The sequence below is a fragment of the Streptomyces sclerotialus genome (assembly GCF_040907265.1).
Lineage (GTDB): Bacteria > Actinomycetota > Actinomycetes > Streptomycetales > Streptomycetaceae > Streptomyces > Streptomyces sclerotialus.
Genome location: NZ_JBFOHP010000002.1, coordinates 4625339 through 4649322 on the forward strand (window position 1 = coordinate 4625339; position 23984 = coordinate 4649322).

Annotated in this window: 27 protein-coding genes; 17 read left to right on the forward strand and 10 right to left on the reverse strand. The window is 71.9% G+C overall.

Annotated elements, in window-relative coordinates; all coding sequences use genetic code 11:
• Positions 1–4: 4 nt before the first annotated feature.
• The gene (locus AAC944_RS20555) at positions 5–829 is read left to right on the forward strand and encodes an arylamine N-acetyltransferase family protein (protein ID WP_030621813.1); all 825 of its coding nucleotides are present in this window, start codon (positions 5–7) and stop codon (positions 827–829) included.
• Positions 830–848: 19 nt separating this feature from the next.
• On the opposite strand, the gene AAC944_RS20560 is transcribed toward AAC944_RS20555, so the two are convergent.
• The 7 genes from AAC944_RS20560 to rpmB all read right to left on the reverse strand — a co-directional run bounded on the left by AAC944_RS20560 (position 849) and on the right by rpmB (position 6264).
• Positions 849–1250, reverse strand: coding sequence for a RidA family protein (locus AAC944_RS20560; RefSeq protein ID WP_030621805.1), 402 nt, complete (start codon positions 1248–1250; stop codon positions 849–851).
• 66 nt (positions 1251–1316) lie between these two features.
• Complete coding sequence (locus tag AAC944_RS20565) at positions 1317–2198, reverse strand: DeoR/GlpR family DNA-binding transcription regulator (protein ID WP_368396378.1); 882 nt, start codon at positions 2196–2198, stop codon at positions 1317–1319.
• A 182-nt stretch (positions 2199–2380) separates the two neighbouring features.
• Complete coding sequence (locus AAC944_RS20570) at positions 2381–4057, reverse strand: bifunctional 3'-5' exonuclease/DNA polymerase (protein ID WP_030621802.1); 1677 nt, start codon at positions 4055–4057, stop codon at positions 2381–2383.
• Positions 4058–4123: 66 nt separating this feature from the next.
• Positions 4124–5266, reverse strand: a complete 1143-nt coding sequence (locus tag AAC944_RS20575) for a winged helix DNA-binding domain-containing protein (protein WP_030621800.1) — start codon at positions 5264–5266, stop codon at positions 4124–4126.
• A 74-nt stretch (positions 5267–5340) separates the two neighbouring features.
• On the reverse strand, positions 5341–5550 hold the full coding sequence (tatA, locus tag AAC944_RS20580) for a Sec-independent protein translocase subunit TatA (protein WP_030621799.1): 210 nt from the start codon (positions 5548–5550) through the stop codon (positions 5341–5343).
• 170 nt (positions 5551–5720) lie between these two features.
• On the reverse strand, positions 5721–6026 hold the full coding sequence (gene rpsN / locus AAC944_RS20585) for a 30S ribosomal protein S14 (RefSeq protein WP_030621797.1): 306 nt from the start codon (positions 6024–6026) through the stop codon (positions 5721–5723).
• A gap of 1 nt (position 6027) precedes the next feature.
• The gene (rpmB, locus tag AAC944_RS20590) at positions 6028–6264 is read right to left on the reverse strand and encodes a 50S ribosomal protein L28 (RefSeq protein ID WP_030621795.1); all 237 of its coding nucleotides are present in this window, start codon (positions 6262–6264) and stop codon (positions 6028–6030) included.
• Positions 6265–6325: 61 nt separating this feature from the next.
• Between rpmB and rpmG the strand changes: the two genes are divergently transcribed.
• The 5 genes from rpmG to AAC944_RS20615 all read left to right on the forward strand — a co-directional run bounded on the left by rpmG (position 6326) and on the right by AAC944_RS20615 (position 8696).
• On the forward strand, positions 6326–6490 hold the full coding sequence (rpmG, locus tag AAC944_RS20595; protein WP_030260286.1) for a 50S ribosomal protein L33: 165 nt from the start codon (positions 6326–6328) through the stop codon (positions 6488–6490).
• An 8-nt stretch (positions 6491–6498) separates the two neighbouring features.
• Positions 6499–6789, forward strand: a complete 291-nt coding sequence (locus AAC944_RS20600) for a type B 50S ribosomal protein L31 (protein WP_030621793.1) — start codon at positions 6499–6501, stop codon at positions 6787–6789.
• Positions 6789–7943, forward strand: a complete 1155-nt coding sequence (locus tag AAC944_RS20605) for a CobW family GTP-binding protein (protein ID WP_030621791.1) — start codon at positions 6789–6791, stop codon at positions 7941–7943. Before AAC944_RS20600 ends, AAC944_RS20605 begins: the two co-directional genes overlap by 1 nt.
• A gap of 94 nt (positions 7944–8037) precedes the next feature.
• Positions 8038–8274: a 30S ribosomal protein S18 gene (rpsR, locus tag AAC944_RS20610; RefSeq protein WP_030621789.1), complete on the forward strand. Its 237-nt coding sequence runs from the start codon at positions 8038–8040 to the stop codon at positions 8272–8274.
• A gap of 182 nt (positions 8275–8456) precedes the next feature.
• Positions 8457–8696, forward strand: a complete 240-nt coding sequence (locus AAC944_RS20615; protein ID WP_030621788.1) for a DUF397 domain-containing protein — start codon at positions 8457–8459, stop codon at positions 8694–8696.
• A 93-nt stretch (positions 8697–8789) separates the two neighbouring features.
• On the opposite strand, the gene AAC944_RS20620 is transcribed toward AAC944_RS20615, so the two are convergent.
• Entirely contained in the window at positions 8790–9338 is a 549-nt protein-coding gene (locus tag AAC944_RS20620; RefSeq protein WP_196943229.1) for an ATP-binding protein, read from the reverse strand.
• A gap of 324 nt (positions 9339–9662) precedes the next feature.
• Between AAC944_RS20620 and AAC944_RS20625 the strand changes: the two genes are divergently transcribed.
• The 4 genes from AAC944_RS20625 to AAC944_RS20640 all read left to right on the forward strand — a co-directional run bounded on the left by AAC944_RS20625 (position 9663) and on the right by AAC944_RS20640 (position 13445).
• Positions 9663–10526 carry a Sco1979 family transcriptional regulator gene (locus tag AAC944_RS20625; RefSeq protein WP_030621785.1) on the forward strand — a complete coding sequence of 288 codons (864 nt, stop codon included), beginning with the start codon at positions 9663–9665 and terminating at the stop codon, positions 10524–10526.
• A 62-nt stretch (positions 10527–10588) separates the two neighbouring features.
• On the forward strand, positions 10589–12046 hold the full coding sequence (locus AAC944_RS20630) for an aldehyde dehydrogenase family protein (RefSeq protein ID WP_030621783.1): 1458 nt from the start codon (positions 10589–10591) through the stop codon (positions 12044–12046).
• 118 nt (positions 12047–12164) lie between these two features.
• On the forward strand, positions 12165–12746 hold the full coding sequence (locus tag AAC944_RS20635) for a DinB family protein (RefSeq protein ID WP_030621781.1): 582 nt from the start codon (positions 12165–12167) through the stop codon (positions 12744–12746).
• A 48-nt stretch (positions 12747–12794) separates the two neighbouring features.
• Positions 12795–13445: a PadR family transcriptional regulator gene (locus AAC944_RS20640; protein ID WP_030621780.1), complete on the forward strand. Its 651-nt coding sequence runs from the start codon at positions 12795–12797 to the stop codon at positions 13443–13445.
• Between the two features lie 16 nt (positions 13446–13461).
• On the opposite strand, the gene leuE is transcribed toward AAC944_RS20640, so the two are convergent.
• On the reverse strand, positions 13462–14124 hold the full coding sequence (gene leuE / locus AAC944_RS20645; RefSeq protein WP_030621778.1) for a leucine efflux protein LeuE: 663 nt from the start codon (positions 14122–14124) through the stop codon (positions 13462–13464).
• A 114-nt stretch (positions 14125–14238) separates the two neighbouring features.
• Between leuE and AAC944_RS20650 the strand changes: the two genes are divergently transcribed.
• From AAC944_RS20650 to AAC944_RS20660, 3 genes are all read left to right on the forward strand, one after another.
• A complete protein-coding gene (locus AAC944_RS20650) occupies positions 14239–14997 on the forward strand; it encodes a MerR family transcriptional regulator (protein ID WP_030621776.1) in 759 nt (252 codons plus the stop codon).
• 180 nt (positions 14998–15177) lie between these two features.
• Complete coding sequence (locus tag AAC944_RS20655; protein ID WP_051872227.1) at positions 15178–16467, forward strand: VTT domain-containing protein; 1290 nt, start codon at positions 15178–15180, stop codon at positions 16465–16467.
• Between the two features lie 227 nt (positions 16468–16694).
• On the forward strand, positions 16695–18389 hold the full coding sequence (locus tag AAC944_RS20660) for a threonine/serine exporter family protein (protein WP_030621771.1): 1695 nt from the start codon (positions 16695–16697) through the stop codon (positions 18387–18389).
• 142 nt (positions 18390–18531) lie between these two features.
• Here AAC944_RS20660 and AAC944_RS20665 read toward each other — a convergent pair whose 3' ends face one another.
• Complete coding sequence (locus AAC944_RS20665) at positions 18532–19026, reverse strand: inorganic diphosphatase (RefSeq protein WP_030260327.1); 495 nt, start codon at positions 19024–19026, stop codon at positions 18532–18534.
• Positions 19027–19113: 87 nt separating this feature from the next.
• Here AAC944_RS20665 and dacB point away from each other — a divergent pair, with 87 nt between their 5' ends.
• The 4 genes from dacB (at position 19114) to hpt (ending at position 23833) form a co-directional block, all read left to right on the forward strand.
• Positions 19114–20712, forward strand: coding sequence for a D-alanyl-D-alanine carboxypeptidase/D-alanyl-D-alanine endopeptidase (gene dacB, locus AAC944_RS20670; RefSeq protein ID WP_030621765.1), 1599 nt, complete (start codon positions 19114–19116; stop codon positions 20710–20712).
• An 88-nt stretch (positions 20713–20800) separates the two neighbouring features.
• Positions 20801–21946 (forward strand): zinc-dependent metalloprotease, encoded by a 1146-nt coding sequence (locus AAC944_RS20675; RefSeq protein ID WP_030621763.1) that lies wholly within the window; start codon positions 20801–20803, stop codon positions 21944–21946.
• Between the two features lie 256 nt (positions 21947–22202).
• Complete coding sequence (gene tilS / locus AAC944_RS20680; RefSeq protein ID WP_030621761.1) at positions 22203–23216, forward strand: tRNA lysidine(34) synthetase TilS; 1014 nt, start codon at positions 22203–22205, stop codon at positions 23214–23216.
• Between the two features lie 77 nt (positions 23217–23293).
• The gene (gene hpt / locus AAC944_RS20685; RefSeq protein ID WP_030621759.1) at positions 23294–23833 is read left to right on the forward strand and encodes a hypoxanthine phosphoribosyltransferase; all 540 of its coding nucleotides are present in this window, start codon (positions 23294–23296) and stop codon (positions 23831–23833) included.
• The last annotated feature ends 151 nt before the right edge of the window (positions 23834–23984 follow it).

A 23984-nucleotide genomic window follows, 5' to 3' on the forward strand; every position in this document is an offset into this window, starting at 1 on the left:
CACCATGCCCGAGTCGGCCTGGTCCGGTGAACAGCTGGACCTGGACGCCTACCTGGAGCGCATCGGGTACGCGGGGGACCGCACGCCCACCCTGCAGACGCTGCGCGCCGTCCAGGCCGCCCACGTCACGGCCATCGGCTTCGAGAACATCGACGTCCTGCTGGGCCGGCCGGTGCCGCTGGACGTGCCGAGCCTCCAGGACAAGCTCGTCGGCAGCGGCCGCGGCGGCTACTGCTACGAACACAACCTGCTCTTCGCCGCCGCCCTGGAACGGCTCGGCTTCGCCGTCTCCGGGCTCGGCGCCCGTATCCGGATGGGCGAGGACAGGATCCGCCCGACCACCCACGCACTGCTGAAGGTGCGGCTGGAAGGCGAGGAGTGGATCACCGACGTCGGCTTCGGCGGCGAGGCGCTCCTCGCGCCGCTGCCGCTGCGCGCGGGGTACCAGGAGCGGCAGGGCGGCTGGACCTTCGGCATCGGCCGGGAAGCGGACGGCACGTGGGTCGTACGGTCGCTGCACGCCGACGGCTGGTTCGACCTGTACTCCTTCGGGGAGGAGCCGCGGCACGCCGTCGACTTCGCCGTCTTCAACCACTACATAGCCACCCACCCGCGCTCGCCGTTCGTGCAGCGCCTCGTGGTGCAGCGCCCCGACCACGGCCTGCGGCGCACCCTGGTCGGTACGGAGCTGACGCTGACCGGCACCGACCACGTCCGCGACGTGCGCGAGGTGTCCGGCGCCGAGCTGCCGCGGGTGCTCGCCGAGGTCTTCCGGATCACGCTCACGGACACGGACGAGAAGACGCTGGTGGGCTGGTACGGAGGGTGAGAGCCGGCGGGCGGCGCGGTCAGGGGACGACCGCGATGCCCTCGATCTCCACGAGCGCCGCCTCGTCCCACAGCCGGGTGGTGCCGATCACCGCCATCGCGGGGTAGTCCGTGCCGACCAGCTGCTTCCAGACCCGGCCGATGGCGGCGGCGTTGCGGCGGTAGTCGGCCACGTCCACCGCGTACACCGTCAGCTTGCCCAGGTCGGCCGGGCCGGCCCCGGCCGCTTCCGCGGCGGCCAGCAGATTCGTCAGCGCCTGTGCGAACTGCTCGACGACGTCCGTGCCGACGATCCGGCCCGCGCCGTCCAGCGCGGTCTGCCCGGCGAGCAGGACGAGGGTGCCCGGAGCGGCCCGTACGGCGTGACTGAAGCCGGTCGGCGGGGACAGCTGCGGCGGGTTGATCCGTTCCAGGCCGGTCATGTGCCGCTCCGTCCCGCCGTCCACGCCGGTCCGCTCCGCAGTTCACGCACGTCCGCCGCCTCCGCTTCAGCCGCCGGTCGCCACCAGTTCGTAGCGCACACCCAGAGATTGAAGCGCCTCCTGCTCCGCCTGCGGAAGATCCTGGTCGGAGATGACGAGGTCGAAGTCGGCCAGCGGGGCCAGCTCGTACAGCGCCTGGCGGCTGAACTTGGAGTGGTCCACCAGCAGCACCTTGCGCCGGGCCGCCGCCATCAGGGCCCGCTTGACCAGGACGTTCTCCTGGGCCTGGTGGTAGCAGTGGCCGTTGTCGACGGCGGAGGTGGACAGGAAGGCGACATCGGCGCGGAAGCTGCGCGCGATGTCGGCGGTGGACATGCCGAGGAAGGCGTTGAACGCGGCGTGGTACTCGCCGCCCAGCGCGATCACCCGGATGTCGGGCTCGTCGGCCAGCTCGTTGATCACCTGCAGCGAGTTGGTGATCACGGTGTACGCGCCGCGCCCGGACAGCGAGCGGGCCAGCGGCAGCGCCGTACTGGAGTCATCGATGATCACCGCCTGGCCGGGCTCCGCGATGGCCAGCGCGGCCGCGCAGATCGCCTCCTTCGCGGCGACGTGCTCGCTGCCGCGCCAGCGCGCGTTCGACTCGAACAGGGCGTTGGGCGCCGCGGTGGCGCCGCCGCGCACCTTCCGCAGCCAGCCCTGGTGCTCCAGCGTGTCCAGGTCGCGGTGGACGGTCATCTGGCTGACGCCCAGCTCCTTGACCAGGTCCTCGATGCTGACCTGGCCCTCGGCCAGCACCCGGTCCGCGATCCGCTTCCGGCGGTCCTTGGGGCCGAGCTTGGCCGGGGACGCGGCGTCGCCGGCGGCGGGCGCGGCGTCGTCGGCCGGGGGCACGGCGTCAGGAGTCCCCTCGGCAGTGCCGTCGGCAGTCCCTTCGGTACCGGTCAACGCTCGTCCTCTCCCGGATGGCGATCGGCCACGTCCTCACACGTCCGCACGGCCCGGCCGGCCGCACCGGGGCCTCCTCGGAGTTTAGAGCCTGCCGGGCCGCCTTCCCCTGGCCCGGGCGCGGCCCCGTGCCCGCCGCGACCGGTCCCCGGGCACCGCGCCGCACGACGCGGTGCCGTACGTCATTTCGCGTCCGCGTAGCACTCCACCACCGCCGTGGTGAACGGGAAACGGACCGGGGTGCGGCCGAAGGCGATGCGGCCCGCCAGGTCGGCGGCCGTGGCGATGGCCGCCGCCACCGCGGGCGCCTCCTCCTCGGGGCAGTGCACGATCACCTCGTCGTGCTGGAAGAAGACCAGCTCGGCCCGCATGCCGGACTCGTGCAGCGACCGGCGGAGCGCGGCCAGCACCAGCAGCGCCCAGTCGGCGGCACTGCCCTGCACGACGAAGTTGCGGGTGAAGCGGCCGCGGGCCCGGGCGCCCGCCGTGCTGCCGTACGAAGCCGGGGCCTCCTCCTGCGGCAGGCCCGCCTCGTCGGGCGCGGCCACCGAGGCGGGCGTGCTCGTACGGCCGAGCCAGGTGCGCACCAGGCGGCCCTCCTCGCCCGCCCGCGCCGCGTCGTCCACGTACGCCACCGCTGCCGGGTAGCGGCGCCGCAGGTCCGCCATGTGCTTGAGCGCGTCGCCCGAGGTCTGGCCGTAGATCGCGCCGAGCAGCGCCAGCTTGGCCTGCGCGCGGTCCCCGCCGAAGGCGCGGGCCGCCAGGTCGGCGTACATGTCCCGGCCGCTGCCCGCCACCTCCATCAGCCCGGGGTCCCGGGAGACGGCGGCCAGCACCCGCGGCTCCATCTGGTCGGCGTCCGCGACCACCAGCCGCCAGCCGGGGTCGGCGATCACGGCCCGCCGGATCACCTTGGGGACCTGCAGCGCACCGCCGCCGTTGGTCGTCCAGCGCCCGGAGACCGTGCCGCCCGGGAGGTACTCGGGGCGGAAGCGGCCCTCGTGCACCCACTGCTGCAGCCAGGACCAGCCGTGCGCGGTGTGCAGGCGGTAGAGCCGCTTGTACTCCAGGAGCGGGGCGACGGCCGGGTGGTCGATGCCGAGCAGCTCCCACTTGCGGGTGGAGGTCAGCTTGATCCCGGCCTGGCCGAAGGCCCGGATGATGTCGGCGGGCAGATCGGGGCGGACCCGCGCGTCCGCCCCGAAGGCGCGGGACACCTCGTCCGCCAGCTCGGCCAGCCGCTGCGGCTCCAGACCGCCCGGATAGCGCTCGCCGAGCAGCTCGTCCAGCAGTGCGCGGTGCACGTCCGCGCGCCAGGGCACGCCGGCCCGGTGCAGCTCGGCGGCGACCAGCATCCCGGCCGACTCCGAGGCGAGCAGCAGCCGCATCCGCTCCGGCCGCTCGGTCTTCTCCGTACGCGCCAGCTGACCGGCATAGACCTCCAGCAGCGCCGTGAACTCGTCCGTCCCCGGCGGCAGCGGCACCGGGCCCGGATCGAAGAGCGAGGGCTGCGTCTCCGCGCTCCGCACGGGCGGGTCCTCGGGCACCGGCAGGCCGTGCAGCCGGGCCCAGGCCGCGGCGAGCGACCTCGGCTGGCCCGACTGGCCCTCCTCGTACCCGATGAGCAGCGACTCGGCGGCCTCGACGTCGTAACAGCGCTCGACGCGGACCCCGGCCGCCAGCAGCTTGCGGTACGACTCCGCCGTGGACCGCCACACCCAGCGCTCCACCTCGGGCCGCGCCCGCACCGCCGTGACGAGATCCGGCTCTTCGGCCACCTCCCCGGCGACCCGCCCCGCCTCGTCCACCGCACACAGCCGGACACCCCCGTTCGCCGACTCGCCCACCACCCACCGCATGACCTGAGTTTCGCACCGGGGTACGACATTCCGGCCTCGGAGACGGCCGCCCTGGCCCCCTCGCCGTCAGATCACCCGGACGGACACCGGACGGTCGGCCCCCGTGCAGCGGGCCAGGTGGGCGGCCTCGGCCGCCAGGCCCTCGTCCGGCACGGGGCCGTGCTCCGCCGCGTGGTCCTTGAAGAGGCTGACCTCCACGGCCGTGTCGGTGAAGGCCCAGACGCCCGCGACCCGGCCGCCGTGCACGACGACGGGGGAGATCCACCCGGCCGTACGGCTGACCTCCTTACGGTGCTGCGCCGGGACGAGCCGGTCATCGGCCGTGCCGGGCCCGAGGACGTACTGGTCGAAGCCGGCCAGCAGCCGCACCTCGCCGGAGGGCCGCACGGCCGCCAGCACGTCGGCGTCCTCGCTGCGTATGTACGCGCCGGGCACGCCGTCCACCTCGACCGGGGTGAGCGCGTCACCGAGCGCCGCGAACCAGCCGCGCAGGACGGCCTTGCGGGTCGCGCCGCGCAGCAGCCACGCGTCGAAGGCCGCGGGCGTCGCCGGGCCGTGCGCCCCCAGATACGCGGAGAGCACCGTGCCGGCCGCCTCCTCGGGGTCCGGCACTCCGGACCAGTCCGGCAGCCAGGAGTGCGGCGCCGTGAACGTGACGTGCCGCCCGCGGGGGAGGCCCTGGCAGAGCCGCCCGGTCCACGCCAGCGGCTTGAGCACCGCGCTCCAGCCCGAGGACAGCTGCTCGCCGAGCCCGGCCAAACCCTTGCGGGCGCAGACGGCCGCCACCAGCTCCTCGCGGGTCAGCTGCCGCCCGGCCAGCTCCTCGTCGACCGCCTCGCCCAGCGCCGCCAGCTGCCGCGGGCTCACCCCGAACGCCTTCTGCCAGGACGGCTTCTCCCATGTACGGGCGGCGCCGAGCAGCGAGAGGTACGCGCCGAGCACCGGAGCGGGCAGCAGGTGCAGGGTCCCGCGCATGGCCCAGGTCCTGACCACCGAGCGGTCTGCCAGCGCGGCGTCCACGGAGCCGGCCACGGGATCGCGTCGGCGGGTGGCGACGGCCAGCTCGGCCGACGAGGCGACCTGCGCCTGCACCCCGGCCAGCCGCCCCGCCAGCTCCGCGACGGTCGCGTCACCGCGAGGGACGAGGCTCTGCTGCCGCAGCCGCCAGGCCAGCACCTGGCCGTGCGACACCTTCAAGGTCGAATGCATGGCCCCATTGGACCGCACGCCACTGACAGCCGCCCGGTGCGCAAGCCACGCCGGGGGCAGAGGTGTTCAGGCTGTTACTCCCGGCCGGCGTCGGCAGTCGCCCGGGGCCGTTCGGGGCTCTCGGCCACGGCCTCGGCCTTCATGGCCTTCGTCTCGGACTTCAGGATGCGCATCGACTTGCCGAGGCCGCGGGCCATGTCGGGAAGCTTCTTGGAGCCGAAGAGCAGGACGAGGACCGCGAGGATCAGCACCAGGTGCCAGGGCTCGAGGGCATTGCGGAACATGAGGGCTCGCTCTCGTAGGGGTGCGTTCCCGTGGGGTGCGCAGCCGCGCGCCCGTACGCGCGGTACGGAATCGGTTGTTCCGCTCAGTATGCCCCGTACAGGGGTACGAAAGGGAAACCGGGGCCGAGAACCGCCTGAACGACGGCCCCGGCCCCGGTTGCGGCGTTCGCCTACCAGCTGGACTTCGTCACGCCCGGCAGATGGCCGGCGTGCGCCTGTCCGCGCAGGTTGACGCGGGACAGGCCGAAGGCGCGGAAGTAGCCGCGCGGGCGGCCGTCGACGCTGTCGCGGTTGCGGACGCGGGTGGCGCTGGCGTCGCGCGGCTGGCGGGCCAGTTCGCGCTGGGCGCTCAGGCGCTCCTCGTCCGGTGTCTTCGGGTCGCGGATGATCGCCTTCAGGGCGGCCCGGCGGGCCGCGTAGCGGGCGACGACGACGCGCCGCTTCTCGTTCTTCGCGATCTTGCTCTTCTTCGCCATGTCAGACGCGCTCCCCTCGGGCCCGGATCCGTGCGACGGCGGCTTCGATGCCGATGGTGTCGACGGTCTTGATGGCCCTGGCACTCAGCCGCAGGCGTACGTAGCGGTTCTCGCTGGGCAGCCAGTAGCGCTTGCGCTGGATGTTCGGGTCGAAGCGGCGGGACGTACGCCGGTGCGAGTGGGAGATCGTGTTGCCGAAGGCCGGCGCGCGGCCGGTCAGCTGGCAGTGGGCGGACAAGTGAGCTACCTCCTGCTGAGCGCTTAATGAAAATGACTGTCGTTTCTGTATAGTAGCTCGTATGGCCCGCAACGAACTACGTCCCGTGATCAAGCTCCGGTCCACCGCCGGCACGGGCTACACGTACGTCACCCGCAAGAACCGCCGTAACAACCCCGACCGGCTGGTGCTGAAGAAGTACGACCCGGTCGCCGGCCGGCACGTCGACTTCCGAGAGGAGCGCTGAGCAGCGTCATGAAGCCTGGAATCCACCCTGCGTACGGCCCCGTCGTCTTCCGCGACCGGGCCGCCGACTTCGCCTTCCTCACCCGGTCGACCGCCACCAGCGACAAGACGGTCGAGTGGGAGGACGGCAACACCTACCCGGTGATCGACGTGGAGATCTCGTCGGCGAGCCACCCCTTCTACACGGGGACGGCGCGCGTACTGGACACCGCGGGCCGCGTCGAGCGCTTCGAGCGCCGGTACGGCAAGCGGACGCCCGGCGGCCGGCGCGCGGCCGACGGTGAGCGCGGGGACCGCTGATGGACGGCGACCGGCTCTCCGTGGTGATCGTCGGCGGGCTGCACGCGGAAGCCCGCCGGGCCGCCGTCGAGCAGCTGCTGCGCAGCGTCCCCGGCAGCGTCGCGCTCCACCACGACCTCGCCACCGCCGCCGACGGCCGCGTGCAGCGCACCGTGCGGGACGCCACGGGCCTGCTGGACAGCGGTGAGGCGCCGCTGGTCAACGACTGCGCGTGCTGCGCGCTGCGCGAGGACCTGGTGCCCGAGCTGGAGCGGCTGGCGGACGGCCGGACCTGCCGGCTGGCCGTCGTGGAGCTGTGGGACTCCGTGGAGCCCAAGGCGATGGCCGAGGTCATCGACGCCTGCGGCGGCGAGTCGCTCGCGCTGACCGGCGTCATGACGGCCGTCGACCCGGCGCTGCTGCTGCCGTACCTCGGCTGCGGCGACGACCTCGCCGAGGCGGGCCTCGCGGCCGCCGCCTCCGACCAGCGGACCGTCGCGGACACCTGGGCGCGCCAGCTGGAGTACCCGCCGGTGCTCGTCGTCGCGCCCGGCGAGGAGCCGGGCGACGAGTCCGACCTCGCGCTGCTGAGGCAGCTGCACCCCACGGCGCAGCGCATCCCGGTGGAGTCGCCGGAGCTGGCGGCAGCCGCGACGGCGGGCTTCGACGTGGCGGCCGCCGCCGCGCGTCAGCATCCGGCCTGTGCGCTGCTGCCGCAGAAGGCCGAGGAGGAGGACGTCTCGACGCTGGTGTGGCACCGTACGCGGCCGTTCCACCCGGGCCGGCTGCACGCCGCGCTGGAGGACCTGTGCTGTGCCGCCGCGCGCAGCCGGGGCCGCTTCTGGCTGGCCGACCGGCCGGACACGCTGCTGTCCTGGGACGCGGCGGGCGGCGCGCTCTGCGTGGAGAACACCGGGCCGTGGCTGGCCGCGCTGCCGGACGCCGCCTGGGAGATGGTGCCGCCGATGCGCCGGGCCGCGGCCGCGCTGGACTGGGACCCGGAGCACGGTGACCGGGCGCAGCACCTGGTGTTCACCTCTCCCGGCCTGGACCGGGAGGGCCTGACGGCGCTGCTGGACTCCTGCCTGCTCACCGATGAGGAGTACGCGCGGGGCCGCGACCACTGGCGGCGGCTGTCCACCGCGTTCGACGAACTCCTCGACCCGGTGCCGTAGGCCGCGTCCGCCAACCGCGATACGAGTGTGTCGTGCAACTACATCAATTCTCGGTCGTCTTTTGACCGTACGACTGCGTAAGGAAATGTCTGCCATGCCCCGTCGCCCCGACCCGCGCAAGAAGAGCGCGCCGCGCCCCAATCCGCTCGACGCGGCCGGGATCACGTACATCGACTACAAGGACACCGATCTGCTGCGGAAGTTCATCTCCGACCGCGGGAAGATCCGCAGCCGCCGCATCACCAGGGTTTCTGCGCAGCAGCAGCGGCAGATCGCCGCAGCGATCAAGAATGCCCGGGAGATGGCGCTGCTGCCGTACGCATCCCGCTGACCGTACTCCGCCGGGCATGGGAGAGGGGGCGGCGGGGAAGGCGCCCGGCTGACGCGGACCTGTCGGGCGAGCTGTGACGGACCGGCCACGGGCTGTCGTGCACGTGCATCTGCGCGAGCATTGGCATATGAACAGAGTTATGATCCCGGGCAGTTGACGCCATTCCTCACCGGGAGAGACCAGTGCCCCACGCGTACAACGGCATGGCCGCATCGGATCTCGACGGAGTGGTGTGGCAGAAGAGCCGGCACAGCAACTCCAACGGCACGTGCGTGGAGTTCGCGAAGCTGCCCGGCGGTGACGTGGCGGTGCGCAATTCCCGCTTCCCCGGCGGTCCGGCGCTCGTCTACACGCCCGCCGAGATCGAGGCGATGCTGCTCGGCATCAAGGACGGGGAGTTCGACCACCTGATACGGGAGTGAGCTCTCCGGGTGCGGGGGTGAGCTACCCGGAAGTCGGGGCCTCTCCGCATACATGCGGCACATGCACGTGCACGCGCTGCATGTATGCGAGGGTCAGCTCGCCTGGGAAGCCGGGGCCGTCGCCTGGGCCGGGATCTGGGGGAGGTGGAAGAGGGCCCAGACGACCTTGCCGTGCGCGGCGTCCTCCAGGCGGTGCCAGCCCCAGCTGTCGCTGAAGGAGTCCACGAGGTAGAGCCCGCGTCCGGATTCGGCGGAGAAGTCGGCTTCACCCTCGACCGGTGAGGCGTCGCTGCAGTCCCGTACCGCGCAGACCAGCCGGCCCGCCCAGCGGATCAGGTGCAGCTTCGGGGGAGTCTCGTCGGCGGCCCCGTACGCGGTGCCGTCCGTGCGGTCGCCCCGCTCCGGCGGTGTCGCGTGCCGCAGGGCGTTGGTGACCAGCTCGGAAACGACGAGCGCGACGCTGTCGAACAGCTCGTCCATGTTCCAGTGCTGCAGCGTCTCGCGGGTGAACTGGCGGGCGCCACGTACCGATTCGTACTGCGGCCGCAGGGTCCAGGTGACGGAGCCCGATATGGCTGCGGGGTCGACTGGCGGAAGCCCCTGCCATAACGGCGCGAGCATGGTCGAAACCTTGGTCCCCATGCGAGGCACTCCTGGCGTTCGCGGACGTCACGATCCAGACGGGTGTGCCCAGATCTCGCGGGTCTTTCACGAGCGTGCATGTGTGCGAGCTCCATGGTTCCGAATGCGTACGGCAGATGCAAGGGCAGATGCACGTGCAGACGTCCACTTTGTGTACGGCCGTAGGTATTGAGGCGTAATTCTTCCTACGCCCTCTTGTCCAGCTCTTTACCGGCAGTGCGAGAAGGGGCTCATATCCGTAACCGGTTGAGCACGCAACGGAGCCCAGACGTGGCAGACTGCCGCTCACTGTTGGACGGGGTGGGTCACGGGAGGGTCTGAGTTGTGACCGCAAGTGAGTCGAGCGGATCTGTGGTGCGGCGCATCCTGCTGGGGTCGCAGCTGCGGAGGCTGCGAGAGTCCCGCGGGATAACACGTGAGGCGGCCGGCTACTCGATCCGCGCTTCGGAATCGAAGATCAGCCGTATGGAGCTGGGGCGGGTGAGCTTCAAGGCGCGGGATGTGGCGGACCTGCTCACCCTTTACGGCGTGGCCGACGAGGCCGAGCGTGACTCCCTCCTCGGACTGGCCCGTGAGGCCAACGTGGCGGGGTGGTGGCACAGTTACGGCGATGTGCTTCCCGGCTGGTTCCAGACATATGTGGGGCTGGAAGGAGCCGCTTCCCTCATCCGCACGTACGAGGTGCAGTTCGTGCACGGGCTCCTGCAGACGGAGGGGTACGCGCACGCCGTCGTCAGCCGCGGCATGCCGGAGGCCGCCGCGTCCGAGATCGACCGCCGCGTCGCGCTGCGCCAGGAGCGCCAGAAGCTCCTCATAGCCGAGCGGGCCCCGCAGTTCGACTGCGTACTGGACGAGGCGGCGCTGCGCCGCCCGTACGGCGACCGCACCGTCATGCGCGGCCAGCTCCAGCACCTGATCGACATCTCCGAGCGCCCGAACGTCCGGCTGCAGGTCGTGCCGTTCAACTTCGGCGGGCACGCGGGCGAGAGCGGTGCGTTCACGATGCTGCGCTTCCCCGAGTCCGACCTCTCCGACGTGGTCTATCTGGAGCAGCTCACCAGCGCGCTGTATCTGGACAAGGCGGAGGAGGTCGGGCAGTACGAGCGGGTGATGTCCAGCCTCCAGGAGGAAAGCCTCGATCCGTCCCGTACCCGGGATCTTCTCCGTGGTCTGCTCCAACTGACGTGACCGGCCAGTAGAATGACGCCGGATCAGCCACCCCACAGGCGCCGCACAGAGTAGGAACGACCATGTCCTTCTTCTCCGACCTGGCCTTCCAGTACATCGACGGTGAGTGGCGGGTCGGCAGCGGCTCGTGGGACATCATCGATTTCAACCCGTACGACCAGGAGAAACTCGCTTCGGTCACCGTCGCGGGCGTGGACCAGGTCGACGAGGCCTACCGGGCGGCCGAACGCGCACAGCGCGAGTGGGCGCGGACCAATCCGTACAGCCGCCGGCTGATATTCGAGAACGCGCTGCGCATCATCCAGGAGCGCGAGGAAGAGATCATCGAGGCGATCGTCGTCGAGCTCGGCGGTACGCGCATCAAGGCCGCCTACGAGGTACGCACGGCGCAGGAGTTCCTCCGGGAGGCGGTGCAGCTCGCGCTCCGCCCCGAGGGCCGCATCGTCCCGTCCCCGGTGGACGGCAAGGAGAACCGCGTCTACCGCCTCCCCGTCGGGGTCATCGGCGTGATCAGCCCCTACAACTTCCCGTTCCTGGTGACCCTGAAGTCGGTCGCGCCCGCGCTGGCGCTGGGCAACGCCGTCGTCGTCAAGCCCAACCAGAACACCCCCGTCGTCGGCGGCGGCCTGATCGCCAAGATCTTCGAGGACGCCGGCCTGCCGGCCGGTCTGCTGAACGTCCTGATCACCGACATCGCCGAGATCGGTGACGCGCTGATCGAGCACCCGGTGCCGCGCGTCATCTCCTTCACGGGCTCGGACAAGGTCGGGCGCCATGTCGCCGCGGTCACCGCCGGCCACTTCAAGCGTGCCGTCCTCGAACTGAGCGGCAACAGCGCGCTGATCGTCCTGGACGACGCGGACATCGACTACGCCGTGGACGCCGCGGTCTTCAGCCGCTTCGTGTACCAGGGCCAGGTCTGTATGGCGGCCAACCGCGTCCTGGTGGACCGCAAGGTCGAGCAGGAGTTCACCGAGAAGTTCGTGGCCAAGGTGAAGAAGCTGCGGACCGGTGACCCGCGTGACCCGGACACCCACATCGGGCCGCTCATCAACAGCTTCCAGGCCGAGGCGCTGACCGCGCTGGTGGAGCGCGCGGTCGCCGAGGGCGCCACGCCCCTCGTGCGCGGCCGTACGCAGGGCAATCTGGTCGAGCCGACGGTACTGACCGGCCTGCCCGCCGACTCCCCGCTCCACTCCCAGGAGATCTTCGGGCCGGTGGTGCTGCTCGGCTCCTTCGACGGCGAGGACGAGGCGGTACGGCTGGCCAACGACTCCCCGTACGGCCTGAGCGGCGCGGTGCACACGGGCAACGTGGAGCGCGGCGCGCGGGTGGCGCGGGAGATCGAGACCGGCATGATCCACATCAATGACAGCACGGTCCACGACGAGCCCCTGGTGGCCTTCGGCGGCGAGAAGGCGTCCGGTGTCGGACGGCTGAACGGCGACTCGACGGTGGAGGCGTTCACGACGCAGAAGTGGGTGTCGATCCAGCACGAGCGGACGCTGTTCCCCTTCTGACATCCGGTGGATCCGGCCGGCTGTCCCTTGCGGACCGAACCTGACCGCAAGGGGTCGTAGCTTCAGTGGTGCCGGAGGATTCCTCCCCGGCGACCCGTAGCGACGAAAGGCGGCTGCCATGCCGACGCACGTACCTGCCGAGCCCCACGGTGACGAGCGCACCGCGCTCCTGCGGTTCCTGGAGGCCCAGCGCGGCGGGCTCCGCCGCGCGCTGCTCGGGCTGACCGACGAGGCGGCCGCGAGCCGCCCCAGCGCCAGCGAGCTGTCCCTCTCCGGGCTGCTCAAGCACGTCGCGGAGACCGAGCTGAACTGGCTGGACCTGGCCCAGCAGCGGCCGTCCACCATCGAGCGGGACCAGAGCAACTGGCACCTCGGCTTCCGGCTGGCGGAGGACGAGACGGTCGCCGGCATGCTCGCCTTCTACGAGCGGGTGGCACAGGAGACCGAGGAGTTCATCCGCTCCGTGCCGAGCCTGGACGACACCTTCCCGCTGCCCGAGGCGCCCTGGTTCCCGCCGGAGGCCCGGCAGTCCATGCGCTGGCTGGTGCTGCACCTCATTGAGGAGACCGCCCGGCACGCGGGCCACGCCGACATCATCCGGGAGTCCCTGGACGGCAGGACCGCCTTCGGCCTGGTGGACGAGGAGCGGGCGCTGCGCGAGAAGGAGGGGCAGCAGGGGGCGGCCGCCGCCGGGCAGTAGCGTGCTCACCGGAGAGGTCACGTCCGGGGACGAGGAGAGCGCGGAGCGATGTCGGCGATCCGGCTGCTGGTACTGGGAGCCGTGCGGCAGCACGGCCGGACCCATGGCTACCAGGTGCGGAACGACCTGGAGTACTGGGGCGCCCATGAGTGGTCCCATGCCAAGCCCGGCTCGATCTACCACGCGCTGAAGCAGATGGCGAAGCAAGGGCTGCTGTACGCCCACGAGACGGCGCCGAGCACGGCCGGCGGCCCGCCGCGTACCGAGTACGAGCTGACGGACGCCGGCGAGGCGGAGTACTTCACGCTGCTGCGGGCCGCGCTCTCCCGGCACGACCAGAAGCTGGATGTGCTGAGCGCCGGCATCGGCTTCATGGTCGACCTGCCGCGTGAGGAGGCGGTGGCCCTGCTCCGGGAGCGGGTGCGGGACCTGGAGGCCTGGCGCGCGGAGGTCACGGGGCACTACGTCCCCGAGGACGGCCCGGAGCAGCTCGGCCACATCGGCGAGATCATGAACATGTGGGTGCACGCCTCGGACACCGGGGCGCAGTGGGCCCGCTCCCTGATCGCCCGCATCGAAGGGGGCGCGTACGTCTTCGCGGGCGAGGGGGAGCCGTTCGTCGGCGTCCTCCCGGAGGGCACGGAGAACCCGTACGCGGACAAGCCGCCCTTCCGCGGGGGCGGCCCGTCCTCCTCCTAGCCGTCGGCCGTACGGGTCAGCTCGTACCGGCCATCGACAGCTTCGCCGCGAAGCCCAGGAAGGCCGCTCCGGCGCCTGCCGTCAGGCCCGCGGTGAGGCGCCGCCGCTTGCGGAAGGTGGCCGCCAGGAACGTACCGCTGAAGATCAGGACCGACAGGTAGGTGAAGCTGAACAGCTGGGCCCACGCGCCGAGCGCCAGGAAGGACAGCGTCTGATGCGCGTAGTGCGGGTCGACGAACTGCACGAAGAAGGAGATGAAGAACAGGATCGCCTTCGGGTTGAGCAGGCTGACCACGAGGGCACGGCGGTACGGCCGCTCGGTCTCCTCCTTGGGCCGCGCGGGCGCGTCCTCCCCCGCGGCCTTACGGGCCTCCCGGCCGCGCCAGAGGGCCACCGCGCCGCGCAGCATCCCGATGGCCAGCCAGGTCAGGTAGCCCGCGCCCACGAACTTCACGATCCCGAAGGCCAGCGGGCTGGCCTGCAGCAGTGACGCCACGCCACCGGCCGAGAGCGTCATCAGCACCGTGTCGCCGCACAGCACGCCGGCCGCCGCACGGTAGGCCACCTTCGGGCCGCGCCGCGCCGCGACCGAGACGACGTACAGCGAGTTCGGGCCCGGCAGCAGGATGATCAGCGCAAGGCCCGCGAGGTACGTCGAAAGATCCGTTATCCCCAGCATGGGGCGCAGGATGCCATTGGATGTATCCGCCCGCCACTCTGCTTCCGGCATCCGGACTTGCACCTCACGCGACGTGAGGAGCCACCGTGAAGGCGTACCGAGAAGGGAGCGGGGATGACGTACTCCGTGGGACAGGTCGCCGGGATCGCCGGCGTCACGGTGCGCACGCTGCACCACTACGACGGGATCGGGCTTCTCTCGCCGAGCGCGCGCAGCCGTGCGGGCCACCGGCGCTACGACGACGCCGACCTCGACCGGCTGCAGCGCATCCTGTTCTACCGGGAGCTCGGCTTCCCGCTCGACCAGGTGGCGGCCCTTCTGGACGACCCGGACGCGGACCCGCAGGACCACCTGCGGCGCCAGCACGAACTGCTGACCGCCCGGATCGAGAAGCTGCGGAAGATGGCCGCCGCCGTGGAGACCGCGATGGAGGCACGCAGGATGGGCATCAACCTCACCCCCGAGGAGAAGTTCGAGGTCTTCGGGGACTTCGACCCGGACGACCACGCCGAGGAGGCCGAGCGGCGCTGGGGCGGCACGGAGGCGTACAAGGAGTCGCAGCGCCGCGCCGCCACGTACACCAAGGAGGACTGGAAGCGCCTGACGGCCGAGTTCGAGGCGATCCACCGTCGGATGGGCGAACTGCTGGGAGAGGGCGTGCCCGCCGACTCCGAGGCGGCGATGGACGTGGCCGAGGAGCACCGCCGGTTCATCTGCCGACAGCACTACGAGTGCTCGCACGAGCTGCACAGCTGTCTCGGTGAGATGTACGTCTCGGATGAGCGGTTCACCGCCACGTACGAGGCGATCAAGCCGGGCCTCGCGGTCTACATGCGGGACGCGATGCTGGCGAACGCGGTCCGTCACTCCTGAGAGCAGGGGCCGGAGCGGGGCGGCGGACCGTCCGGTTCCGGCTCCCGGACGGGTTTACCTGACAGCTGGAACCAAGGGGCGTCATGAGGCGTTGATAGCTTTGGGCCGCACAATGCGCCTGTACCCCGCATTCCGCGTACTGCCCGATCCGGCGCCCTCGACCCAGGAGCCCTGCACACCGTGAACACTCTCGCGCTCGGCCCCCAGTGGCTCGACCCGGACTATCTGATCGGCACGTTCGGCCTGATCGGCGTGCTGGTCATCGTCTTCGCGGAGTCCGGCCTGCTGATCGGCTTCTTCCTGCCCGGCGACTCCCTGCTGTTCACGACCGGCCTGCTGGTCACGGCGGGCAAGCTGGACCGGCCGCTGTGGCTGGTGTGCGTGCTGATCGTGCTGGCCGCGATCCTCGGTGACCAGGCGGGCTATCTCTTCGGCCGGAAGGTCGGACCGTCGCTGTTCAAGCGGCCCGACTCCAAGCTGTTCAAGCAGGAGAACGTCGAGAAGGCCCACGAGTTCTTCGAGAAGCACGGTCCGAAGTCGCTGATCCTGGCCCGTTTCGTGCCGATCGTGCGCACGTTCACGCCGATCATCGCGGGCGTGAGCCGGATGAACTACCGCTCGTTCATCACCTACAACGTCATCGGCGGCACCCTGTGGGGCGCGGGCGTGACGCTGCTGGGCGCCGCGCTGGGCGGCGTGGAGTTCGTGCACAAGAACATCGAGGCGATCCTCGTCCTCATCGTGCTGATCTCCGTCGTCCCGATCGTCATCGAGTACCTGCGCAGCCGCGGCAAGGCCAAGAAGGAGACCGCGGCGGGCGAGGACACGCCGTCCGGCGAGGGCCCGGCCGCGGGCGGCCCGGCGGACGCCACCCAGCCGATGCCGCGCGTCCCGCACGGCGGCGAGGGGCGTGTTCCGTACGGCGCCGAGGGCGGACAGCAGCGCGCTCCGTACGGCGGCGGCCAGGGCGGTCACGAGGCGTCCCCGTACGGCGGCCAGGAGCGTCCCCCGTACGGCCACCAGCAGCAGCCGTACGGCCGGCAGGAGCCGCCCTACGGCCAGGGTCACGGCCAGGCCCCGTACGGCCAGGGACAGGGCCAGGCGCAGACGCCCTACGGCCAGGACCGTTCCCAGGCCCCGTACGGCCAGGGCCACGGTCAGGCCCCGTACGGGCGGCCGGAGCAGGCGCCCTACGGGCAGCAGCAGGCGCAGCAGCCGCAGTACGGCCGGCAGGAGCCCCCGCAGGCTCCGCAGGCGCCCTACGGGCAGCAGCCGCAGCACCCCCAGCAGCCCCCGTACGGCGGGCAGTCGGCCGACGCTCCGTACGGCGGTCCCGCCCAGCAAGGGGACCGGCCGGAGCAGTATTATTCTCAGCCGCAGCAGCCTCAGCAGGGGGCGCAGCAGCCGCACCCGCAGGATCAGCAGCAGCCGCCGGGTGACGGCCGCCGCGGCCGCCACGCCAAGCGCTGACGGACTGCGCAGCCCTTCACCCCGTACCGCACCGCCCTCCGGCGTCCCTCCCGTTCCGCATGCCGCGGAGCGGCCCAGGGGCGCCTTCACGGCGTCCAGGGCGGGTTTTCACCCCCCACACCCCCTATTTACCACCCTGTGTACCCCCGCTCCGAGCGCCAGGGGCGGCGATCAGGCATGGTGGCACGTGACGACGGACGGCAGAGGCGCACGAGGAGCGAGGAGCAGTGGCGTCGGACGCGGAGTCCCACGAGGACCGCAAACCCCCATCGGACGAGGCACGGAGCGCGTTCACCCCGCCGCTCGGCATGCCCTACCCCCCACTGCCCGAGGACGAGCACCCCACGTCGGAGTTCGCCCTTCCTGAAGGCATGCGGGCCGAGGCGCCCGCCGAGCCGGAGGGCTCCGCGTTCGCGCCCCCGGGCAGCAGCACGGGCGGTGGCGGCAACGGATCCACCACGGGCACGCACCAGCTGCCCACCACGCCCGCCGGCTGGCCGGCCTTCACGCCGCCGCACGGCATACCTGTCATCAGCCTGACCAAGAACGTTCCGTGGCAGGACCGGATGCGCACGATGCTGCGGATGCCGGTCACCGAACGCCCGGCGCCGGAGCGGATCGAGCGCGCCGACGAGTCCGGGCCCGCCGTGCCGCGCGTGCTCGACCTCACGCTCCGTATCGGCGAGATCCTGCTCGCGGGCGGCGAGGGGGCCGAGGACGTCGAGGCGGCCATGTTCGGTGTCGCGCACGCGTACGGTCTGGAGCGCGTCGAGCCCACGGTCACCTTCACGCTGCTGTCGATCTCGCACCAGCCGTCGCTGGTGGACGACCCGGTGACGGCGAGCCGTACGGTGCGCCGGCGCGGCGTGGACTACACCCGGCTGTCCGCGGTGTTCCGGCTGGTCGACGACATCACCTCCGACGGCATCACGCTGGAGGAGGCGTACCGCGGCCTCGCCGAGATCCGGCGTAACCGCCACCCGTACCCCAGCTGGGCGCTCACCGTGGCGTCCGGTCTGCTGTCCGGCGCGGCGAGCATGCTGGTCGGCGGTGGGCTGACGGTCTTCCTCGCGGCCGCCATAGGGTCGATGCTCGGCGACCGGCTGGCGTGGCTGGCCTCGGCGCGCGGGCTGCCGGAGTTCTACCAGTTCGTGGCCGCCGCGATGCCGCCCGCCGCGATGGGCGTGGCGCTGAGCATGGCGCACACCGGGGTGCAGGCGTCGGCGGTCATCACCGGTGGCCTCTTCGCGCTGATCCCGGGGCGGGCGCTGGTGTCCGGCGTGCAGGACGGCCTGACGGGTTACTACATCACCGCGGCCGCACGGCTGCTGGAGGTCGGCTACCTCATCGTCGGCATCGTCATCGGTGTGCTCGGCGTGCTGTACATCGGTGTCCAGATCAGCGCCCGTACGCTGAATCCGGAAGAGGCGCTGGGCACGTACGACGAGCCGGTGCCACAGATCATCGCCGCGCTGCTGCTGGCGCTGGCCTTCTGTGTGCTGCTTCAGCAGGAACGTCACACCGTGCTGTTCGCGACCTTCAACGGCGGCGTGGCCTGGGTGGTGTACGGCGTCCTCGTGCACGCCAAGGTCCACGCGGTGGTCGCCACCGTGATCGCGGCCGGCCTGGTCGGCCTCTTCGGCCAGCTGCTGTCCCGGTACCGCTACGCCTCGGCGCTCCCGTACGTCACGGCGGCCATCGGGCCGCTGCTGCCCGGTAGCGCGACGTACTTCGCCCTGCTCAACTTCGCCCAGGGCCATCTGGACTCCGGCGTCTCCTCGCTCATCAAGGCGATCTCGCTGGCCCTGGCCATCGCGGTCGGGGTGAACCTCGGCGCCGAGGTGGCCCGCCTCTTCATCAAGGCACCGAGCGGTGAGGACGCGGCCAACCGCCGGGCGGCCAAGCGCACCCGCGGCTTCTGAGGCGCCGGGACCGGCCGAATCCGGCCCGTCCGGCGCTCGAGGACGTCTTGTACGCCGAGGGGCGGACACCCGCAGGTGCCCGCCCCTCGGTATCACCGGCGACCGGCGCCGGCGTGTGGTCGGAAGAACCGAGCCGCCAGGCTCAGTGCTTGCCGCCCTGGGCCTCCAGGCGCTTGAACGAGGCCTCGATCTCGGCCTCGGCCTCGCTGCGGCCGACCCAGTTGGCGCCCTCGACCGACTTGCCCGGCTCCAGGTCCTTGTAGACCTCGAAGAAGTGCTGGATCTCCAGGCGGTCGAACTCCGACACGTGGTGGATGTCGCGCAGGTGCTCCACGCGGGGGTCCGAGGCCGGCACGCACAGCAGCTTGTCGTCGCCGCCGGCCTCGTCGGTCATACGGAACATGCCGATGGCGCGGCACTTGATGAGGCAACCCGGGAAGGTCGGCTCGTCCAGGATGACCAGCGCGTCCAGCGGGTCGCCGTCCTCGCCGAGGGTGTTCTCGACGAAGCCGTAGTCGGCCGGGTAGCTGGTCGAGGTGAAGAGTCGACGGTCCAGGCGGATCCGACCGGTCTCGTGGTCCACCTCGTACTTGTTCCGCGAACCCTTCGGGATCTCGATGGTGACGTCGAACTCCACGGGTGGCTCCTCCATGATCAACACATACGTCTGGTGATTAAGTGTCCCCCACGCAGGTGTGTGGTGGCGAAAGGGGCTGGGTCAAAGGTGCCGGAGACCAGGTCGTGGCAGGTCAGGTGGGTGGGCTGGGGCCGTACCTGCATACGGGCGACAGCCGGCGCGGGCCGGGGCGCCGCACAGTTCGTGGCCGACGAATGGTTCTTCGCCCGCCAGTGGTGGCGGCGGACCCCGGTACAGCGCAAACGGACGTGGCAGGTGACGGCGGGTTCCGCCGTCGCCGGTCTCGCGGTCGCGGCCGGTGCGGTGGCGACGGCCGGGCCGTGGGACTCCGGTCAGCGTACGGCCGAACGGGCCCGCGCGGCCCGCTGGGACGGCAGGGGTGGCGAGAGTCACGGGGGCGGCTCCGCGGCTCCCGGTGCGGCACCGGTCCTGGCGGCCCTGGGTGCCCCTGTGAAGGGCGGCGGGGACGGCGCGCCCCCGCCCACCGGCAGCGGCCTCGCGGACGCCCTGGCGCCCTTGCTGAAGGCTCCCGCGCTGGGTCCCGTACGGACCGCCTCGGTCGTGGACGTCGCCACCGGCCGCGAAATCTTCGCCAGCCGCCCGGGCCGGCCCGCGACCCCCGCCTCCACGATCAAGCTCGGCACGGCCGTGGCCGCCCTCACCGCACTCGGGCCCGACCACCGCTTCACCACGAAGGCCGTACAGGACGGCCGTACGAAGGACGGCACCCCCAAGGTCGTCCTGGTCGGCGGCGGCGACCCCACCCTCACCGCACGCACCCGCAAGCGCGGGACCCCCGTCGCGCAGCGCCCCGCCGCGCTCGGCGACCTCGCCGCCGACACCGCCCGCGCCCTCAAGAAGCACGGCACGAAGAAGATCACCCTCCGCTACGACGACTCGCTGTACGAGGGGGCGGCCCAGCACCCGATCGGCCCCAACGAGAACCTCGCCCCCGTCACGGCCCTCACCGCCGACGAGGGGCGCCTGGACGACAGCGGCCACGGCCCCGCGCCCCGCGCCGCCGAGCCGTCGGAGGAGGCCGCCCGCGCCTTCGCCGACGCGCTGCGCTCCCAGGGCATCAAGGTCACCGGGGAGACCGGGGAGACCGAAGCGCGCCGCTCGGCCACCCGGCTGGCCGCCGCGCCCTCCCTGCCGCTCTCCGCCATCGTCGAGCGCATGCTCACGCACAGCGACAACGACATCGCCGAGCAGCTGGCCCGCCAGACGGCCGTGGCCACCGGACAGCCCACGACCTTCAAGGGCGGCGGGCGCGCCGTGCAGCGCACTCTGGAGCAGCTCCGCATCCCGGTGGAGAAGACCGCCTTCCAGGACGGCAGCGGCCTGGACCGGGGCGACCGGGTCTCCGCCCGCCTCCTCTCCCACGTACTGCTGCTCGCCGCGGCGCCGGACCATCCGGAGCTGCGCCCGGTGCTCACCGGCCTTCCCGTGGCCGGCTTCACCGGCACCCTGGAGGCCCGGTACGCCGACGAGGCGGCGGGCGCCGGTGCGGTACGCGCCAAAACCGGCACCCTCACCGGCGTGAACACCCTCGCGGGCACCGTCGTCGACGCCGACGGCCGCCTGCTGACCTTCGCGTTCATGACCAACGGCACGAGTGACGGCACCGCGGCCCAGCAGTCCCTCGACCGGCTCGCCTCGGCGGTGGCCAACTGCGGCTGCCGGTGACTCCGGTGTCCCCGTCACGGGCGGCCGGGTACGGCCGAGCGCCGCGAATCGGCTACCCCCCGGCCGGGCACACCCGTACCGTGAAGTCATGACGAGCATCGGTGGTGCCGAGATGGTCGACTGGAATCTCGCGGTGACGACCGCTTCCCGCTTCGTACGGCCAGGCCCTGAGGTGAGCCGCGACGAGGCCCGCGCGGTCGTCGCCGAGCTGCGCCGGCACGCCAAGGCCGCCGAGGAGCACGTGCGCGCGTTCACCCGCATGATCCCGCCGGGGAGCGAGGGCGAGGCGGCCCACGACACGCCCGTCCTGGTCGTGGACCGGCCCGGCTGGATCCGCGCCAATGTCGCCGGCTTCCGCGCCGTGCTCAAGCCGCTGCTGGAGAAGATGCAGGAGCGCCGCTCCTCGCTCCCCGGCGGCGCGGTGATAGGCGCGGTCGGCGGCAAGGTGACCGGCGTGGAGCTGGGCATGCTGCTGTCGTTCCTGGCCTCCCGCGTGCTCGGCCAGTACGAAACGTTCGCGCCGCCCACCCGGGACCTCCCGGCGGGCGCCCGGGGCGGGCGGCTGCTGCTCGTCGCGCCGAACATCGTCCACGTCGAGCGCGAGCTGGAGGTGGAGCCGCACGACTTCCGGCTGTGGGTCTGCCTGCACGAGGAGACGCACCGCACGCAGTTCACGGCGGTGCCGTGGCTGCGCGACCACATCGAGGGCGAGGTGCAGGCGTTCCTCGCCGAGACGGAGATCGACCCGGGCACGCTCCTGGAGCGGCTGCGCGAGGCCGCCCAGTCGCTCACCGGCGCCAAGCCCGAGGGCGAGGCGGGCGAGGACGGCGGCCGCAGCCTCGTCGACCTCGTGCAGACCAAGGCGCAGCGCGAGATCCTGGGTCGGCTGACCGCCGTGATGTCCCTGCTGGAGGGGCACGCCGACTACGTCATGGACGGCGTGGGCCCGCAGGTCGTGCCGTCGGTGACGGAGATCCGGGAGAAGTTCCAGCAGCGCCGGGCGAGCGGCGCCGGACGCCTGGACCAGGCGCTGCGCAAGCTGCTGGGCCTGGACGCCAAGCTGCGCCAGTACCGGGACGGCGAGCGCTTCGTGCGGGCCGTCGTCGACGAGGTCGGCATGGACGGCTTCAACCGCGTGTGGACCTCGCCGAACACCCTCCCGACCAAGCAGGAGATCGCCAAACCGGCGGACTGGGTCGCGCGGGTGCACCGCAAGGCGGACGGTGCGCCGTAGGAAGGCGGGGGACCGTGGACGCTCCGTAGGGCAGAAGAACGCCCCATCAATCACCCTTCTGAGGGACCGTGGCCCGGGGAGAGGCGTGCAATGCTCGGGTAACTGCTCATCTCTGTCACCATCGAGACACTCTGAGTGACCGCTCCGGGGTCGCCCGGCGATCCCCCGGCGCTCGCTCCCGAGATGGTCCCGGTGGGCCGGCCGGCACACGCCGGCCGGCCCGAGGCTCCCCCCAGCTGAACGATTGGAAACGGACATGGGTCCCCATCCAGCGGTCGCCGCAATACGCCTGGCGGTCCGCCGCGTACTCCACGACGTCCTGACGTCACACGCCCGGCGGTCCGGCCCCGACGCCCCGCCGCCCCTGGTGCTCGCCGCCTGTTCCGGCGGCGCCGACTCCATGGCGCTCGCCTCCGCGCTCGCCTTCGAAGCCCCGCGGCTCGGTGTCCGCGCGGGAGGCGTCACGGTCGACCACGGTCTCCAGCACGGCTCCGACACCCGGGCCGCAGAGGTCGTCCTCCGTATGCAGGCGCTCCGGCTGGAGCCCGCCGAGGCCGTCGCCGTCGAGGTCGGCAGGGACGGCGGCCCCGAAGCGGCCGCCCGCGAGGCCCGGTACGCCGCCCTGGACGCCGCCGCCCGGCGGCACGGCGCGGACGCCGTCCTCCTCGGCCACACCCGCGACGACCAGGCCGAGACGGTGCTCCTCGGCCTCGCCCGCGGCTCCGGGACCCGCTCACTGTCCGGCATGGCCGCCGTATCCGGTACCGAGGGCCGTTACCGCCGCCCGTTCCTGGAGATCGACCGGCAGACCGCCCGCAAGGCCTGTCTGATCCAGTCGCTGCCCGTGTGGGACGACCCGCACAACACCGATCCCTCGTACACCCGCTCCCGGCTCCGCCACGAGGGCCTGCCCGCCCTGGAGAAGGCGCTCGGCAAGGGGGTCGTCGAGGCGCTCGCCCGTACGGCCCAGCTCTCCCGTGACGATGCCGACGCGCTGGATTCCTGGGCCGCCGAGGCCGAGCGCGGTGTGGCCGACGCCACCGGTGCCCTGGACGTCGCCGCGCTGTACGCCCTCCCCGCGGCGGTCCGCCGCCGAGTGCTCCGCCGGGCCCTGCTGCGCGCGGGGTCACCTGCGGGTTCGCTCTTCGCCCGGCACATCGAGGAGGTCGACCGGCTGATCACCGCCTGGCGCGGCCAGGGAGCGATCGACCTCCCCGGGCTGGTGGGTGTGCGACGGCAGGGTGGCAAACTGGTCATCCGGCAGGGCTGAGCCGCGCGGGACCGCCCGGCCGGACGAGTCTCATGACACCGAACCGAGCGAGAGTGGCACGGGTGGACGACAAGGACATGGGTTCCGACCTTCAGTCGGTGCTCATCACCAAAGAAGAGATCGACGCGAAGCTCGCCGAGCTGGCCGCGAAGGTCGACGCGGAGTACGCGGGCAAGGAGCTGCTCATCGTCGGCGTCCTGAAGGGCGCCGTGATGGTGATGGCGGACCTGGCGCGTGCGCTGTCCACCCCCGTCACGATGGACTGGATGGCCGTGTCGTCGTACGGCGCGGGCACCCAGTCCTCCGGCGTGGTGCGCATCCTCAAGGACCTGGACACCGACATCAAGGGCAAGCACGTCCTGATCGTCGAGGACATCATCGACTCCGGCCTCACGCTGTCCTGGCTGCTGTCGAACCTGGGCTCGCGCGAGCCGGCCTCGCTGGAGGTCTGCACGCTGCTGCGCAAGCCGGAGGCCGCGAAGGTCGACATCGACGTGAAGTGGATCGGCTTCGACATCCCCAACGAATTCGTCGTGGGGTACGGCCTGGACTTCGCCGAGAAGTACCGCAACCTGCCGTTCGTGGGGACGCTCGCGCCGCACGTCTACGGCGGCTGACAGCCCGTCGGAAGCGACGGAAGGGCCCGGAGAACCCCCGGTCAGCCCCTCACGCCGGACGGCGGGAACCCTTCGCGGTCTCCCGCCGTTGGAGCAGGGAGGGCGGAATCCAAGCCGCATTGTTCATCACGGGCAGCGGCGTCGGGTGACA